Origin of the sequence: Pseudoduganella chitinolytica (assembly GCF_029028125.1) — a bacterium.
Classification (GTDB): Bacteria; Pseudomonadota; Gammaproteobacteria; order Burkholderiales; family Burkholderiaceae_D; genus Rugamonas; species Rugamonas chitinolytica.
The window spans coordinates 1,074,163-1,091,293 of the sequence record NZ_CP119083.1; the positions used below are offsets into that span (position 1 = coordinate 1,074,163).

Genomic DNA, 17,131 nt, shown 5'->3' on the forward strand with positions numbered 1-17,131 from the left:
GCCAGCTCAGCAAACAGCCTATGGTAAGAACTAGGGAAGGATGCTTTGAACGTGCTAAAATAGCAAGATTTGCGTGGATGGCTGCCGCGCATCGGCGCCGAAATGCCACCAGCGCCTCTGAACAAATCCGTCGCATAACAGTTCCATGACCGAACCCACGCAAGCCCCGCCCAAGCCCGCCCAACGCCCGCCGGAAGTCGCGGTCGCGCCGCTCAACACGATCGACCAGCAAGACGTCGGTGCGGCAGCAGCAGCCTTCGACAAATGGCTGCGCAAGATCAGCCACGACTACGTGACGCTGGAGCGCCTGAGCACCGTGGCCGGCAGCCTGCCCGTGATCGGCAACATCATGGCGCTGATCGACGCGGTCATGGATGTCATCGGCGTGATCCAGAAGTACATCGCCAGGAAGGAACCCGATTTTCTGGAATGGGTCAGCCTGGGCATCAACCTGATCGGCGTGATGCCGCTGCCGGCAACGAGCGCGGCGCGCATGAGCCTGCGTCCGGCCCTGCACCTGGCCCGGCAAAAGTTGGCGATGGGCGTCAAGGATGTCGGCGCCGCGGTGGTCGAAGTGCTGGTTGTGCACCTCAACGCCAGGCTGGCCGGCGAGCTCGAGACTTTTATCGATGGCGCGATGAGCAGGCTGTCCGGCATCCTCGACGAATGCGCCAAGGTTGCCGACGGCATCGCCGACGACCTGATCAAGATCCTCAATCGCTGCATCGGCAACGAGCCGCTGTTCGACATCGCTCCCCCCGCGGAAGCGGAAAGCAAGCTGCACGACCCCAAGGTGCAAAGCAGTTGGCGCCGCATGCTGGGCGCCCTGGACCGGCAGTACAAGAGGGCCGCGAACTACGCTGCCGCCACGGCAGCCAGGCAGTTGCCGCAAAGTGCAGTAGCTGGCGTGAGAGCCATCATCGGTCACCTGAAGGAATTCAAGCCGGCGTTTCGCGGCAAGCTCGCCTCACTGGCCGACGAACAGGCGCAGATGAGCATCAAGTGGATCCTGATGCGCCTGCGGGACGCGGTTATCGAGCACAAGAAGCGGTATCCGGTACTGGTGCCCTCCGCCAAGGGCGCGCAGCACAAGAAAGATAAACCCGGGCAGGAGCTTGCCGCCACCCGCCATCAAAGCCCGGCAACTAGCGACGCCAATAACTGCAAGCTGTGCCCCGCCAAAGGCGGCACGGCGCGCTCGATCAGCTTTGCCACCGGCGCCGAAACGTTTACGCATACCGACTTCGTGCTGGACGCGCCGCTCCCGATCGAGTGGAACCGCACCTACCGCAGCCAGCTGACCGCCTATGATCGCGGCAATCTCGGCGCGCGCTGGTTGACCCCGTACAGCACGCGCATCGACGTCATCGGCCAGGGCAAGCCCACCGGCCTGCGCTATCACGCCGCCGATGGCCGCAGCCACCGCTACCCCTGGTTGGCAGTCGGCGAAAAGCTCCACGACCCGGTCGAGCAGATCACGCTGACCCGCCTGAGCATCACCTTGCTGACGCTAGACTTCGGCAAGCCGCTGCCAGAAGGCGAACCCAGCCCATGGCGCGAAACGTATGAGCTGACCGACACCGTCCGCGCCAAAGCGGCGGAAATGGGCAAGCAGCATTTCCGGCTGATCTCGCTGCATGCCAAAGACGGCGCGGCCCTCGGCTTGCGCTACGACCACGTCGTCGCCGGCGAGACGGTACTTAGCGACATCATCAGCAAGCAAGGTGACACCATCATCGCCCATGCCGGCACCCAGGTCGATGCCGGCACCGGCTGCATCCGCGCGCTGTGGGAAATCCAGGACGGCAAGCTGGTGCGCCAGCTCGCCGCCTATGACTACGACGAGCACGGCGATCTGGTGTACGCCCAGGACGAAAACGCCGCCGCCTGGCACTACCAGTACGACCACCACCTCGTCACCCGCTACACCGACCGCACCGGGCGCGGCATCAACCTGGCGTACGACAGCACCGAGCCAAGCGCCAAGGCGATCCGCGAGTGGGCCGACGATGGGACCCACGATACCCGGCTGGAATGGGACAAGAACATCCGCCTGACCTACGTCACCGATGCGCTGGGCAACGAGACCCGCTACTACTACGACATCGCCGGCTACACCTACCGCACGGTGTACCCGGACGGCGGCGAGGAATGGTTCTTCCGCGACGACGCGAAGAACGTCGTCCGCCACATCCACGCCGACGGCACCAGCGAACATTTCCGTTACGACGACCACGGCAACCTGCTCACGCACACCCGCGCCGATGGCAGCCAGGTCCATTTCGAGTATGACGCCCAGCACCGCATCACCGGCATCCTCGACGCCGAAGGCGGCACCTGGAAGCGCGACTACAATGCGCAAGGCCACCTGGTCGAGGAAACCGATCCGCGCGGTAACAAGACGCAATACGCCAACGACAAGGTCGGCAGACCGGTCGAAGTCACCGATGCCAAGGGAGGCGTCAAGAAGCTTGCCTACACCCCGGATGGCCAGCTCGCCAGCTACACCGACTGTTCCGGGCACAGCAGCCAGTGGGCATACGACGAGCGCAAGCGCCTGGCCAAAAGCATCGACGCCGCGGGCAACGTTACGCGCTATCGCTACACGCCGGTAAGTAGCGAAACCCTGACGCTCGCGCACAGCGAAGAAATTGGCAATCATCCCGGCCAACTCGAAGCCGTCATCCACCCCGACGGCACCGAAGAGCAACTGCGCCACGACGCTGAGGGCCGGCTGCTCGCGCACATCGACGCACTGCAACGCAGGACAGCCTACCGCTACACCGCAGCCGGCTTGATCGCAAAGCGCACCGACGCGCTTGGACAAAGCTTGCAGTACCGTTGGGACGCGCTGGGTCGCCTGTCCGCGCTGGAAAACGAAAATGGCAGCGTCTACCGTTTCCAGTACGATCCGGTCGGCCGCCTGCTGCAGGAACAGGGTTTCGATGGCAAGACCACCGAGTACCGCTACCATGAAGGCACCGGCGTGCTGGCGGAAACCGTCGAAGCCGGCGTCACCACGCGGCTCGAGTTCGACGCCATGGGCCGGCTCGTACAACGCCGCGCCGCAGCCCCCGGCCAGTCCGAGCAGATCGAAACCTTCGCCTACAACGCCAACGGCCAACTGGCCGACGCAAGGAACGAGCACGCCCGACTGCAATGGTTTTACGACGCTGCCGGTAATTTGGTACGCGAGCACCAGCATTACCAAGGTCCATTCCACCCGGACAAGCGCACCGCGGTCTGGCACCACGGCTACGATGAACTCAACCAGCGCATCGGCACCATTCGCCCGGACGGCCACCGCATCGAGTGGCTGACCTACGGCGCCGGCCACGTACACGGCCTGCTGCTCGACGGGCAAGAACTCGTGTCTTTCGAGCGGGACGCGCTGTACCAGGAAACCAGACGCACACAGGCCAACGGCCTGCTGCAAACGATGAAGTACGACCCGACCGGCCGCCTGATCGAGCAGCAGCTCGGCACGATCGCACGCGCCCAGCAGAACTTCGCTCCCGACCAGTATCGCCCCGACCTGCAAGTCGGCATGCAAGCAGCGATCCAGCGGCGCTACCGCTACGACCAGTCCGGCCAGCTGACCGGGATCGACGACAACCGGCGCGGCCGCATCGAGTACCGTTACGACCCGGTCGGGCGCCTGCTGGCGGCAAACAGCGCGATGGGCCATGAAACCTTCGCCTTCGACCCGGCCGGCAATATCCGGGCGCCGGCTGCTCCGCAGCGAGAAGCGATCAGTCACCGCGCCCCACTGCCAAAGGTGCTGGACAACCTGCTCAAGGAATATGCCGGCACCAGCTACCGCTACGACGAGCGCGGCAACCTCGTCGAACGGGTGCAGAATGGACAGCGCGACACGTTCGAATGGGATGCGTTCAACCGGATGGCCCGCGCCAACACCCGGCACGGCGTAACTACCTTCGCCTACGACCCGCTGGGGCGGCGTATTGCCAAGCACAGCCAAGCGAGTGAAGGTACGGCCATCCGGCAGACGACCCGGACCATACACGGCTGGGATGGCGACACCTTGGCGCTGGAAAGCAGCGTGCACGGAGGTCATGCGGCGGGTGAACGGACAGTACACTATGTGTACGAGCGCGGCAGCTTCGTGCCGCTGGTGCAGGCCACGCGACGCCAGGCGCTTCAGCTGGCGCCCACTACTGATGTCAGAGCGCTGATGTCTGCCAACGACGGCAGATACGACATTGCGCTCGATCCGCTATGGAATGGGGAAATCGAGCAGGAAGCCGAGCCGTTCGCCAAGGATGAGATCGCCTTTTATCAGTGCGACCATTTAGGCACTCCGCAAGAGTTGACGGATTGCGATGGCAAAGTTGCGTGGTCGGCGCAGTACCAGGCGTGGGGGAAAGCGAAAGATGCAATCAGCAACGCCGCGTACAAGGCTGGGATACGTAACCCGGTCCGGTTCCAAGGGCAGTATCTAGATGATGAGACCGGGCTACATTACAACCGGCATCGGTATTACGATCCTGGAGCGGGACGGTATGTTTCCCAAGATCCTATCGGTCTTTTCGGTGGACTGAACATATATCAATATGGCGAAAATCCAGTCGAATGGATCGATCCCCTAGGACTCAAGGGACGCGGTGGTAAGAAGAAGCAAGGATCAGCTGAGCCGGAAAATGGCACTCCGTCACGAACGTGCCCTCACGCGGACGTTGTTAATGCACTCAAGAATTTTCAGGGCAAGCGTTATCAGTATGGTAACAACGCCTTTATATTGGATAAGGCGGCAATGACACACATCCTAAAGCGGCACCATCCAGAATATTGGGATGGTTCGCAGAAGAAGAAGCAGAGCTTCCTGTGTGCTCAAGACTCTATCTCGGGAATCGAGCAGGAGATTGAGGCAACACTCCAGAATCATGCCGATCGACTGCGCGAATCTGGAGCGACGAACAGTACTTTCCAACTGCCGAGTCCAAACGGGCATACGGTTGGGCTGAACAGAGGCCGCATCGGTCAATTTTATTGAGAGCAAAACATGACATTCCATGTCGAAACGAAGCTAAAACGCGGCGATAAGTTCGTTTCTATTGAAGATTGGAGCGGCATCATCAGTGACCCTCAGTACATCGAGGGAGTAGTTGTGATGTCGTATCAGGGCCAAACGTTGATGGGGGAAGACTTTTGGGACGACGTCAACTATATGTGGCCTTATCTGCTTAACGGTCTGCCGGAGATCGCTCAGGGCAAGAATTGGAGTACACGGTTTCCGGACCAACCCATTACTTTCAGCGTCGAACACATAGCGCCGGATTGGCTGCTTCTGCATGTCTATGCCGAAGACGAAGAGTACGTGAAAAAGAAGATTCCGAAGTGCGAGTATCTCTCCGAAATGGCGCGTGCAGGTCGCGATTTCTTATCGCGGCTTTACCGTATCTGCCAGGCTGCGGATATGCCTTTCGAGCACTATGCGAGGCTGCTCGATGAATTGCCTCGGACCTGACGATTTCTCCGAGGCGTTTGTTTTGAGCTGGAGTGCGCGCTTCATTTCAGTGGTAACACCTCAATATTGGGGTCACTATCTTTCAGGGGAGCATCCGCTTGAAGAGTGGTGACAAGCACGTCGTTCGACCTTGGGGGGCAGTATATGACACACGATCTGATAGAGGCCTTTATCGAAAAGTGGCTTGATTTCCAGCTTCAGATTCGTCAGAAGGACGGGTTCAATGAGCCCTTGTTTGAAGAGCTGGTTAAATTACTACAGCAGATCAAACCGCTATTGGAGAGGAAAGACTCAATTCCCAAAAGTCTCGCTGAGATTTTTCTTGACATGTGGGGAGCGATGACCAGCTGCGCAGAGATGTACGGCATTGACGTGCAGCAGAGAATTTATGTGGCGGCCGACCATCTGACTAACCACGCCCGAGACATCTGCACGAGTTGAAGTAGTTTTCGAAACCGTGACGAAGAAAGGCCAATGTCGTGTTTATCGCCGGCGGTGACCAGAGTCATTACATCCGTTTGTGGAAGGGTCCGGCACTGGAGCGGACGCTGACTGCCTTGATGCAGAAAAACGTGCCGGTTGGCGGTACCCAGCGCCGGCCTGGCCGTGCTCGGGCAATTCGATTACTCCGCACTCTATAAATCGGCCGCCCCCGAATTGGCCTTGCTCGATCCGTACTACAAGGACATACGTTCGACCCAACTCCGTTGAGCCCGACGGATAGCTTTATCGCGCCACCGGCATTGGCCAGCCTGATTTTCGATTCGCATTTCGACAGCCGCGATCTCGCGGGGCCGCTTCGTCGCCTTCGTTCCAGGATCGCGGCGCCATTGGTCACGCCGACCGGCACGGTCGGATGCCCCGGCGGCGTGCTTCCCGCATCCGCCAGCGGCAGGATGACCGCGCGCGGCATCGGCACCAGCGTCGAACCAGCATTGCTGGTTCGGGGCAACGGCGACGGCAAGCCTGTCACGGCGAAACGGATCAGCAACATCTCGACGACGACGGAAAGCGCGTCCATTTGGTTCGCCCCTCTGTCGCGCCCGCGGTGTGCAGCCCGAAGACACCCGTGACCGTGGCCGATGTGGAGGTAAGAAAGCTGGCGGACTCGAATACGCTGTTCCACCTCACCGACTGGACCGGCGTACCAGTGTATGAGCAGATGGACGTTACCTCCGGCACCTTATTCCCGGCGGACTGGTATTGATAGCGTAATTTGCGCACCGCGCTGTCCCCGTAAGCCGCGCTTCCAGCGCAGCCCCATCTTTACATTGCCCGGTCGCGGCCAGGTGCCGCGACTACAGGAACCGTAGCGTCACGTTGGTCGCAGTGGCCTCGTCGGCGTGCGAATTCGTCTCACATCACCCATCCACCGCCGATCAAAATCCAAATCCGCCCCGGGGCCGGATCAAGGTTTATTCGAACTGGCCGCTCACTGAAGCCGCCAAAAAATGTATTATTTTTTACACATCGTTGCCGATGCTGAAAAATAGCGGCAAAACGATTGATCAATTCCTCCTGCCGCGCTAGTGTAAAAGCAGGCTGGCATCGACCATACCGATGCCAGTGTTTTTATGTCGAAACGTGGTAGTGAGAGCGCATGGTAGCTATCTGCCTGGCTGCATCGTCATTGGGCGACGGGTCCGGTATCGCCCGACATTGCTTGCGCCTGATGTCGGCTACACACCGCCGGCAACTGCACCGGCGCTCCATTCAACGCGAATCTCCATGGAAAATCCAAGCAACTCTACGAGTACATCACCTGGGGGCAGTGAATGTCATATCAGCACGAGAACCGGCCGGTTCCAAAGCGTATCGCCATCCGTGTCATGCAGGCTTTCGGTTTCTCGGCGAGCGCCAGTCTGCTGGCCTCATTGGTTTTCCCGGCCGCCGCGCAGGAGGCGCAGCCGATGCAAAGAGTTGAAATCACCGGGTCCTCGATCAAGCGGCTCAATGCCGAAACCGCGTTGCCGGTGCAATTGATCACCCGCGCCGACATCGAAAAGAGCGGTACCACCACGGCGGCGGAACTATTGTCGAAGGTGTCGGCCAATACGGCAGCGCTGACCGATGGCGCCAGCTTCAGCGACATTGCCGGACAGCGCGGTTTCAATGGCGCCAATCTGCGCGGCATTGGCGTGTCGTCGACCCTGGTATTGCTCAACGGGCGTCGATTGGCCAACTTTGCTTCGCCTGGCGGCAACGCTGGCGTCGACCTGAACGCGATCCCATCGGCCGCAATCGACCGGGTCGAGGTGCTCAAGGACGGCGCTTCGGCCATTTACGGTACCGATGCGATCGGCGGCGTGATCAACTTCATCACGCGCCGCAACTACGAGGGTCTTGATGCCAGCGCCTATTATGGCGACACCCAGCACGGCGGCGCACGCAAGGCGATGGCGACCGTGTCGGGCGGCATCGGCAATCTCGCGACCGATCGCTACAACGTGCTGGCCGTGCTCGATTACCAGGACACGGGCAGCCTGCGCTCGTCGCAGCGCAGCTGGATCGGTTCGGCCTACCAGCCCGACATCAATCTCGATTCGGGCAGCTCGAATACCTTTCCCGCCAACGTCCGCCGCACGCGCGCCAATGGCACCACGGCCACCGGTCCGCGCCTGAACCCCAGCGCACCGGCCTGCAATCCGCCGGCGACCGTCTTTGCGCCGGACAGTTTCGTGGGCCCCGCAGCCTGCATGTACGATTACATGCAGGACACCGAACTGTTTCCGGATTCGAAGCGCATGTCGCTGCTCACCCGTGGCCAGTTTGCGCTCGACAAGGACACGACCTTGTATGGAGAAGTGCTCGTCAACAAGACGAAGACCACGTACCGCATCAGCGCATTGACGATCTCCGGCGCGATCTACCCGCTGGCCGGACAGTACTATCCCCATGCGCTGATAACGAGCGACAAAACGCCGCTCGTCGTCAACATGCGCCTGACCGAGGGGGGGCCGCGCACCAACGACATCGATGCGACTGCCACGCGCCTGCTCGTCGGTGTGAAGGGGGAGGCACGGGGCTGGGACTACGACATGGCGCTCAATCACAGCGTTAGCAAGGTCGACGACCAGTATGTCGATGGTTACGTCAAGACCACGCTGTTCGACGACGCGTTCGCGAGCGGCCAGATCAATCCGTTCGGGCCATCGGGCCCTGCGGGGCAGGCCCTGCTGGCGGCGGCCAAGGTCAACGACCTGGCGCGGCACTCACGCGGCACGACCGATTCGTTCGACATCAAGGCCACCCACGACCTGTTCGCGATGGCGGGCGGCAACGCTGCCGTTGCGCTCGGCGCGGAATACCGGCGCGAGAAAATGTCGTTCACGCCATCCGCGCTGCTGGCGGCCGGGGAGATCCGCGGCGAAGGCACGGCAACGCCGTTTTCCGGCGGACGCAACGTCAAGGCCGTGTATGCCGAGTTCAACCTGCCTTTGCTGGCCAGCCTGGAAGCGCAGCTGGCGCTGCGCCATGACCGCTACGACGACGTGGGCTCGACGACCAACCCCAAGGTCGGCGTGCGCTGGAATCCCATGAAGGAAGTCGTGGTACGCGGTTCTTACGGCACCGGCTTTCGGGCGCCGTCCCTTGCCGACCTGTACAGCCCGGTGCGGCTGGGCCAGGCCAACGGCATCTACAACGACCCGCTCGGGTGCATCAAGGTGGGGGCGATCGACAACACGGAGAACCCGGACTACTGTGGCCTGCAACCGGACAAGCTCAGGGGCGGCTCGGCGTCCCTGCGCCCGGAAGAGTCGAAGCAGTTTTCGCTGGGCCTGGTGGTCGAACCCATCCGTGCCGTCACGGCGACACTGGACTACTGGCGCATCAAGAAAACCGACGTGATCGTCTCGCCGGAAGGCTCGTACTTCACGGACCCCGTGCGCAACGCCGCCTACATCGTCCGCGGCGATGCCGATCCGGCCCTGCCGGGCATCCCGGGACCGATCCTGTCGATCGATTCTCGGCTGCGCAATATCGGCTTGCTGAAAACCTCGGGCGCCGACCTGGGCGTCGAGTGGCGCCTGCCGGCCAACGCGCTGGGCAAATTTGCCGTCGCGCTGAACGGTACCTATGTGTTCGACTACAAGACGCGCGAGACGGTCGAGGGCCCCGATATCAGTGCGCTGGGCGTGTACACCAACGACCAGATTATCCAGCGCTGGCGCCATACCGTCAGCCTGGACTACGAGCGCGGACCGCTCAACCTGACCTTGCAGCAAACCTACCTGAGCGGCTATCGCGACCAGAACCTGCTTGCGGACGGCTCGGTGCATCGGGTCGACTCCTACTCGCTGCTCGACCTGACGGGCGGGTATCAGGTCTCGACCGCGCTGAAGCTGCGTGGCGGCATCAGGAACCTGCTGGACAAGAACCCGCCGCGCTCGAACCAGCTGTTCAGTTTCTCGGTCGGGTACGACCCGAGCTACACCGATCCGCGCGGACGCCAGTTTTACGGCGCTTTGGCTTACTCGTTCAAATAGCCGGCGGCGGAGCAGCCCGGTCCTGCAGCCTGCTGCGCAAATAAAAAAAAGCACCGACCCCGCGGTCGGTGCTTTTGCCGGGTGGCCGCGCGGGATTTATGCCTGCTTCGCCAGCACCACCGGCTCTCCATGCGCCACGTCTTCCAGCGGCTCGTGCGGTGCGCTCGGGTTGGCCAGTTCGCGCTGCATCGTTGCCATGTCCAGCTCGCCTTCCCATTTCGACACGACGAGGGCGGCGACGCCGTTGCCGACGAAGTTCGTCAGGGCGCGGCACTCGCTCATGAAGCGGTCGATACCCAGGATCAGTGCCATGCCGGCCACGGGGATCGTCGGCACGACGGCCAGGGTGGCGGCCAGCGTGATGAAGCCCGCGCCGGTGATGCCGGAGGCGCCCTTCGACGTCAGCATCGCCACGCCCAGGATCGTCAGTTCCTGCGTCAAGGTCAGGTCCGTGTTGGTGGCTTGTGCCACGAACAGGGCGGCCATCGTCATGTAGATGTTGGTGCCGTCCAGATTGAACGAATAGCCGGTCGGGACAACCAGGCCGACGACAGGCTTGGAGGCGCCCAGGCGCTGCAGCTTCGTCATCAGCGAGGGCAGCGCGCTTTCCGACGAGCTCGTGCCCAGCACGATCAGCAGTTCTTCCTTGATGTAGGCGATGAAGCGCACGATCGAGAAGCCGGTGAACTTGGCGATGGCGCCCAGCACGATGAAGACGAACAGCGCGCAGGTCAGGTAGAACGAACCCATCAGCTTGGCCAGCGGCAGCAGCGAGTCGATGCCGTATTTGCCGATGGTGAAGGCCATGGCGCCGAACGCGCCGATCGGGGCGGCCTTCATGATGATGTTGACCATGCCGAAGATGGCGGCGCCGGCCTCGTCGATCAGTTTCGCCACGGGGCGGCCTTTTTCGCCCAGCAGCGACAGGGCAAAGCCGAACAGCACGGAAATCAACAGCACCTGCAGGATGTCGCCCTTGGCGAACGCATCGACGACGGTGTTCGGGATGATGTTCAGCACGAAGTCGACGGTGGACTGGTGCGACGCCTTTTCCGTGTACTGGGCGATGGCCTTGGTGTCCAGGGTGGCCGGATCGGCGTTGAAGCCCGCGCCCGGCTTGACGATGTTGGCGACGAACAGGCCGATCACCAGCGCGAACGTGGAGACGACTTCGAAGTACAGCAGCGCCTTGCCGCCCACGCGGCCGATCTTCTTGACGTCCTGCATGCCGGCGATGCCGGTGACGACGGTACAGAAGATCACGGGCGCGATGATCATCTTGATCAGCTTGATGAAGCCGTCACCCAGCGGTTTCATCGCGACGGCATCCGTCGGCAGGTAGATGCCCAACAGCACGCCAACGGCGATGGCGAACAGTACCTGCACGTACAGGATTTTATAGAACGGTTTTTTCATGGTGGTCTCCAGCTCCCGGGTGTTGCACGGTTTTCGATGGAGCCATCATGCCGAACGATCTCAGATATCACCATTGTGATTATCCGCATTGTGGTTTGCCCTATCAGGGGTATCCACATTGGGGTTTTCACGTAGTTCCGCCGCTACCGTGCGACACTCAGGGCCTGTCCCTGCCAAGGGACCGCCCCCGGTTTCTATCCGGGCAGTCGACGCACGCCAGAGACCGTTCGCCTGCAGCGAATAGAACCGGGGTCAATCCCCTGCGGGGACAGACCCTGAGCCTTCCCCTCATTTTTAATAGACGAGTACTAGACTAGCCAGCTCCTGCATAGCTTCGTGGAGCTGGCTGTGCGTCAGCCTTCAATACCTGACGTCGGCGAGCCATTGGCGAGCTAAGGAAACGATCGACACAGTTTTCGCGGATTTGGGTTTGCTGCCGTAGCGCATACGATAGCCCCGACTTTGCGCAACGATGCCGATGATCCATAGGGCGAAGCTGAGCAAGGTGCCGATAAGAAGTAGTGCGGCGAGACGCTTGGGTTGGCGTGTTTGACTGTGGCGAATCCCCATCCCCCACCGCGGGTTTTTGAGGTCGCGGAAAGTCTGTTCGATTTGCATGCGACAGCTGTATAAGGCGACGATCTGTTTTGCACGCAGCTTCGATAGCCCTGGTGAGACGGACAACAGCCAGGGTTCGGATTGTCCCTTACGCTGTTTGTTGCTGTGATGGCTGCCGGCGTCATTGCCGAAGACGGTCAATTTCTTTCGTCCTTGGGGCGACTTCTTCACCAAAGTCAGACGGCATTTCACCAAGCGCGATTGGGTATGTTCGAACCGTCCCAAATCGCGTGGGACCTTAGTGGCGTGAGGGTAAAGCTCTTTGCAAGGCTGCCACTTCGTGGTGCCTTCTGCGCGAACCGTGTCGAGATTACGAATTCTACCGATCCAATCGTAGCCGAGCTCGCCGAGCATCTGGAACCAAGTCCCCCGAAAGCCCGCGTCGGTGATGATCACTGGACTGCGGTGTGGAGGCAGTACCGTCCGTAGAGTCTCCAGGAAACGATGATGGACTTGTCTGCTGCCATACGACTTGGTCGGATGCAGCTCCTCATAAATCGTGATCGCACGCCCCTCCACCACCACGGCGGCGCGCAGCAAATGCTGACTTACATCCGGCAGCAAATCAGACCAATCGACGATTACTGCAATGCGCTCCTGATGCGGCAGGAGGTGGTGCGCCAAGGCCTTGAAGATGCTTACCCGCTCCTTGGCCAAGTGAGCGTTACTTAGAAGGCGGTCGATGCGCTTGATCCGATAGCGTAGGCTTACTTCACTTTCTAGCGCCTTGCTCATTCCCATCATTGCCAGCCCGCCGCTGCTGGCCGCTTCGACAGCATCGGCCAAGCATCTCCGCCGTTTGGCGTGCATCGCGGAGCACTGATCGGCCAAAAACTTCTGTATGATTTGCTGTGCATGCATGGTCTGTGCCTTTCATTCGCAGTTTAGTCGCTACGAATAAAAGGGCTAACACAGCCATGCATGCGCCGTTTTTGGGATTGAAAGTTAACAGCTTCCGCTTCCGTTTACAACAGAAATTTGTGGGGAAGGCTCAGGGACAGACCCCAAGCGGGCCCGCGGGCGCTCAAGCAAGCAGGGGATACCCCAACGCCCGCGCCTCGTCCTCCAGCTGCGCGATGCGGTCGTAGGCCTCGTCGCCGCGGTACTCGAAGGCCCGGACGCGCAATGGCGCGAGGGTGGCCAGCAGCGCCGCGTCGGGTGCCAGCAGTGCCGTCCGCAAGCGTTCGACGGATGCCGCCGGCAGGTCCGCTCCCGCCACCAGCGGCAACCCGGGGGTGGCGGCGGAATATCCCAGCACTGCCAGCCCGGCGACGTCCGCCGGCCGTTCCTCGCACAGGTAGGCCCACGTGACGCAGTCGATGGCGGCGATGTCGGCGGCGCCGGCCCGCACCATCGCCACGCTGGCGGCATGGCTGCCGGACCAGTCCACGGCGCCGAAGAAGCGCCCGTCGCGGGCCAGCGGCGCGACCGCATGGCGCAGCAGGTTCATGCCGCTGTTCGAGTGGCCTTCGTTGACGGCGGCGACGCGGCCGCGCGCGTCGGCCAGGGTGGCGATGCCGCTGTCCTCCCGCACCACCAGCGCACTGCGGTAGTCGCTGCCATTGCAGCCCGGCACGTCGTAGCACGGCGTCGCCAGCAGGGTGACGTCATCCCGCAGGGCCGTCACATAGGGGTAGCCGCAAGTCTGGCTAAGGAGCAGGCCGGGGTGCTTCCAGTAGCCCGGCAGGGGCACGTCGCGTACCAGCATCGTCTCACTATCCAGGCCGGCCTGCAGCAGCAGGGCCGCGGCGAATGCTTCGTACCCATCCCGCAGCCGTGGCGACACGTTGTACATGGGCAGCGCGACCGTCCAGCTCACGATGCCACCGGTGCCAGGTGCGGATGGACGGGTGCGTCGACGGGCGTGAAGCCGTGCCGGCGCATCAGCTCCCCATAGCCCGCGACGTGGAAGCCGCCGCTGCGGGCCAGGTAGTGGGCGCGGCGCGCCCGGAACACGCGCGGCAGCAGGTACCACGGCAGCGACGGCAGGTCGTGGTGGACGAGGTGCAGGTTATTGTTCAGGAACAGCAGCCGCAGCACGGGTCCCGCCTCGTTCAGCACAATGCGCTGCTTGTGGTGTGCGGCCGGGCGGTGTTCGTAGTACGAGCGGATCATCGCCAGCGACTGCGCCGGGTAGGCGATCGCCAGCAGGTAGTACAGCGGGGCGATGCCGTAACGCGTGTCCAGCCACCACAGCATAACGCCCAGCATGGCGAAGTGGCCCACCCACATGGTCCGTCGCGGTGCCCGCAGCGCGCCGCTCCAGGTGGCGCCGATGGCCAGCGCCGGACCGACCAGCAGGCGGCCCCAGAATGTCTTGTTGAACCAGTACAGCGCCCGCAGCGGCCGGCCCATCGCGGCCCAGTCGCGCGGCGACAGGTAGCAGCTTTCCGTGTCCAGCGCCGGCAAGGTCAGGTGTGAATCGTCGTGGTGCCGCAGGTGGCTGTCGCGGTACAGCGCGTACGGGTACCAGACGGCCAGCGGGGCCGTGCCGAACAGCCGGTTCAGCCAGGCCTTGCGGGTAGGGTGGCCGTGGATCAGCTCATGCTGCAGCGACAGGTACCACGCACACCACCACACCATCAGCACCGTCGCCAATGGCGTACCCAGTTCGCGCCAGTACGCCACCGTCGTCCACCAGCCGCCGTGGATCCCGACGATCAGCAGCCAGGTGGGCCACTCGCCCAGCCATACCCACCGTCCCCTCTCGGACATGACCTGGGCGCGCTGGGCGGCATCCAGGTATTCCGAGCGCTGGGCGGCGGGTCGGCTCATGGCATCAGAAGCGCGCGCTCACGCGCAGCCCCACGGTGCGGGGGCGCACCAGGTAGACGAGGTTGCCCGGCTGGATCGCGATGCCGTTCGGGACCACGTCGCTGACCTTGGCGCCGTTGGTGAGGTTGGTGCCGAACAGCCCGATTTCATAGCCGCGCGTGCGGTACGTCACGGTAGCGTTGAGCGTGTTCGACGACGGGATGCGCGCATAGCTGCCCTGGCTGGCCGCGAAGTTGGTGTAAGCCTCGCCGCGGTAGGCATAGCTGGCCGACAGGCCCACTTCGTCGGCGCCGGCCACGGGGATCGTGTAGCTCGCCGTGGCGCTGGCGGCAAAGCGGGGCGCGTACGGCACGCGGCTGCCGGCCGGGATGTTCTGCGCCGGGATGCCCGTGACGACGGTATCGGTCGCGCTGGCGTGGTTGTACGACGCGCTCACGCCGACCGATGCCTGCCGGGTCAGCTTGAAGGCGCTTTCCAGCTCCACGCCCTTGCTGCGGATCTTGCCCGCGTTCTGCGTGAAGTAATACGTGCAGGGCAGCCGGTTGAACACCTGCACGTCGTCCCAGTCGATCAGGTAGGCGCTGGCGTTGACGGTCAGGCGCCGCCCCAGCAGCGTGTTCTTCGAGCCGGCCTCGAAGTTCCACAGGCTGTCCGGCGCGAAGGTGGTCGGCGCGTGCACGCCGCAGAAATTGAACGGCACCGGCTGGTTGTTGCCGCCGTAGCGGAAGCCCTTGCCGGCCGACGCGTACAGCGTGTGGTCCGGGTCGATGCGCCAGGCGGCCGCAAGGCGCGGATTGGCGCCGCGCGCGGTGGCGCTGCTGGACGAGACTTCCGGCTGGCCCGTCGGCACGGCCGGCGTGGCGGTGACGAGGTTGCCGAACAGGCCCGTGAACTTCAGGTCGAAGTCCTGCGTGCCGCGGAACAGGCGCAGGCCCGCCGTCAGGTCGAGCCGGTCCCATACGGTGTACGTGGCTTCGGCAAACAGGGCCAGCTGGCGCGAATTCGTGTTCTGGTAGCCGGAAAAATAGTTGTCCGGGCTGAAGGACTGGTCGTTCACCTGCGAGTCGTAGCCGGGGAAGTTGCGCGTGGCCGCGTAGCGCGCGTCGAAGCCGGCGGTGGGCTGGTCCTGGCGCGTGTCGCGCCGGCCCTGCTCATAGAATGCGCCGGCCGTCCATTTCAACGGGCCGTCCCCCTTGGACTGCAGGCGCAGCTCCTGGGCAAAATCCTCGATGGCGTTGCCGATGCGGTAGGCCGACTGCATCAAGGGCGGCTGGCCGCCGAAGATGAAGGCGGTGGCCGGGTACTGGGCCGACGTCACGTACCATGTCTTGCGGTGCAGGTAGGAAGTGGACGAGACCAGCGTGGCCGTGCCCAGTTCCTGGTTCAACGTCAGGTTGTACAGCTGCAGCTGGTCGTTGCTGGCCTGCGGCAGCAGCGCGTACGTGGTGTAGGGTGCCAGGTCGGCGTAGGCGTCGTTGACGCCGCCCTTGATGTTCGACGCCGTGATGCTGGCGTCCACCAGCAGGTCGCGGCTGGCCTTGAGGCGCGCGGCGATGCGGCCCTGGTTGGTGGAGACGCCGTTGGTCGTGGCGCCGTTGTAGGCATTGCGGATATAGCCTGAGTCCCGGCCCGTGTAGCCGGTCACGCGCAGCGCCAGCACGTCGTCTTTCACTGGCAGGTTGACCGTGCCGCGCAGGTTGTGGTTGGTGCCGCCGAAACCGGAGGTGCGCGAACCGACCGCCTCGACGGACCCGAACAGGTCGTTGAATTCCGGCTTGCGGGTGATCTGGCGCACGGCGCCCGCCATCGCGCCGGCGCCGAACAGCGTGCCCTGCGGGCCTTGCAGCACCTCGACGCGCTCCAGGTCCAGCACCTTCAGGTCCGGGTTGGCCGACTTCAGGGTGACGGGCATCTCGTCGATATAGACGGCGACCAGCGAGGCATCCTGCACTTCGGAAGGCACGATGCCGCGCACGACCAGGCCACGCATGGTGACGTTGTTGACCCCGGCCCCTTGCTGCTGCACCGTCATCGCCGGCACCACGTTGGCGATGTCGGCCAGGTTGCCCAGGCCATAGCGGCTCAGGCTGTCCGGCTTGACGACGGTGATCGCGGCCGGCACGTCCTGCACGTCGACGGCGCCGGTGCGGGTGGCCGTGACCTCGACCCGTTCGATGATGTCGCCGGTGGCGGGGGTGGGCACGGCATCGGCGCCATGCGCGAGGGCACTCGTGGCGGCAAGTACGGCAAGGGTGAGTGGGCGAAGCGGTTGCTGCATCGGTTGTCCTTGTTATTGTCGGGTAGGCGCGGCCGGCTCGCCTCCACGCTGCAAGTATGGGGGCGCGTC

Annotated in this window: 11 protein-coding genes; 5 read left to right on the plus strand and 6 right to left on the minus strand. The window is 62.9% G+C overall.

Annotated elements, in window-relative coordinates:
• Positions 1-145 precede the first annotated feature (145 nt).
• The 3 genes from PX653_RS04785 (at position 146) to PX653_RS04795 (ending at position 5,929) form a co-directional block, all read left to right on the plus strand.
• Positions 146-5,014, plus strand: a complete 4,869-nt coding sequence (locus tag PX653_RS04785) for an RHS repeat-associated core domain-containing protein (protein ID WP_277416774.1) — start codon at positions 146-148, stop codon at positions 5,012-5,014.
• A 9-nt stretch (positions 5,015-5,023) separates the two neighbouring features.
• The gene (locus PX653_RS04790) at positions 5,024-5,488 is read left to right on the plus strand and encodes a hypothetical protein (RefSeq protein WP_277416775.1); all 465 of its coding nucleotides are present in this window, start codon (positions 5,024-5,026) and stop codon (positions 5,486-5,488) included.
• A gap of 144 nt (positions 5,489-5,632) precedes the next feature.
• Positions 5,633-5,929 (plus strand): hypothetical protein, encoded by a 297-nt coding sequence (locus PX653_RS04795; RefSeq protein ID WP_277416776.1) that lies wholly within the window; start codon positions 5,633-5,635, stop codon positions 5,927-5,929.
• Between the two features lie 67 nt (positions 5,930-5,996).
• On the opposite strand, the gene PX653_RS04800 is transcribed toward PX653_RS04795, so the two are convergent.
• Positions 5,997-6,509, minus strand: coding sequence for a hypothetical protein (locus tag PX653_RS04800; protein ID WP_277416777.1), 513 nt, complete (start codon positions 6,507-6,509; stop codon positions 5,997-5,999).
• 48 nt (positions 6,510-6,557) lie between these two features.
• Here PX653_RS04800 and PX653_RS04805 point away from each other — a divergent pair, with 48 nt between their 5' ends.
• Positions 6,558-6,695, plus strand: coding sequence for a hypothetical protein (locus PX653_RS04805; protein WP_277416778.1), 138 nt, complete (start codon positions 6,558-6,560; stop codon positions 6,693-6,695).
• A gap of 703 nt (positions 6,696-7,398) precedes the next feature.
• A complete protein-coding gene (locus tag PX653_RS04810) occupies positions 7,399-9,975 on the plus strand; it encodes a TonB-dependent receptor (RefSeq protein WP_277416779.1) in 2,577 nt (858 codons plus the stop codon).
• Positions 9,976-10,071: 96 nt separating this feature from the next.
• Here the strand turns inward: PX653_RS04810 and PX653_RS04815 are convergent, their stop codons facing one another.
• From PX653_RS04815 to PX653_RS04835, 5 genes are all read right to left on the minus strand, one after another.
• On the minus strand, positions 10,072-11,391 hold the full coding sequence (locus tag PX653_RS04815) for a dicarboxylate/amino acid:cation symporter (RefSeq protein WP_277416780.1): 1,320 nt from the start codon (positions 11,389-11,391) through the stop codon (positions 10,072-10,074).
• A 360-nt stretch (positions 11,392-11,751) separates the two neighbouring features.
• Positions 11,752-12,870, minus strand: coding sequence for an IS4 family transposase (locus PX653_RS04820; RefSeq protein WP_277416781.1), 1,119 nt, complete (start codon positions 12,868-12,870; stop codon positions 11,752-11,754).
• Positions 12,871-13,033: 163 nt separating this feature from the next.
• Positions 13,034-13,828 carry a phosphate/phosphite/phosphonate ABC transporter substrate-binding protein gene (locus tag PX653_RS04825; protein ID WP_277416782.1) on the minus strand — a complete coding sequence of 265 codons (795 nt, stop codon included), beginning with the start codon at positions 13,826-13,828 and terminating at the stop codon, positions 13,034-13,036.
• Positions 13,825-14,784, minus strand: a complete 960-nt coding sequence (locus PX653_RS04830; protein ID WP_277416783.1) for a fatty acid desaturase — start codon at positions 14,782-14,784, stop codon at positions 13,825-13,827. Before PX653_RS04830 ends, PX653_RS04825 begins: the two co-directional genes overlap by 4 nt.
• 4 nt (positions 14,785-14,788) lie before the next feature.
• Positions 14,789-17,062, minus strand: a complete 2,274-nt coding sequence (locus PX653_RS04835) for a TonB-dependent receptor (RefSeq protein ID WP_277416784.1) — start codon at positions 17,060-17,062, stop codon at positions 14,789-14,791.
• Positions 17,063-17,131 lie beyond the last annotated feature (69 nt).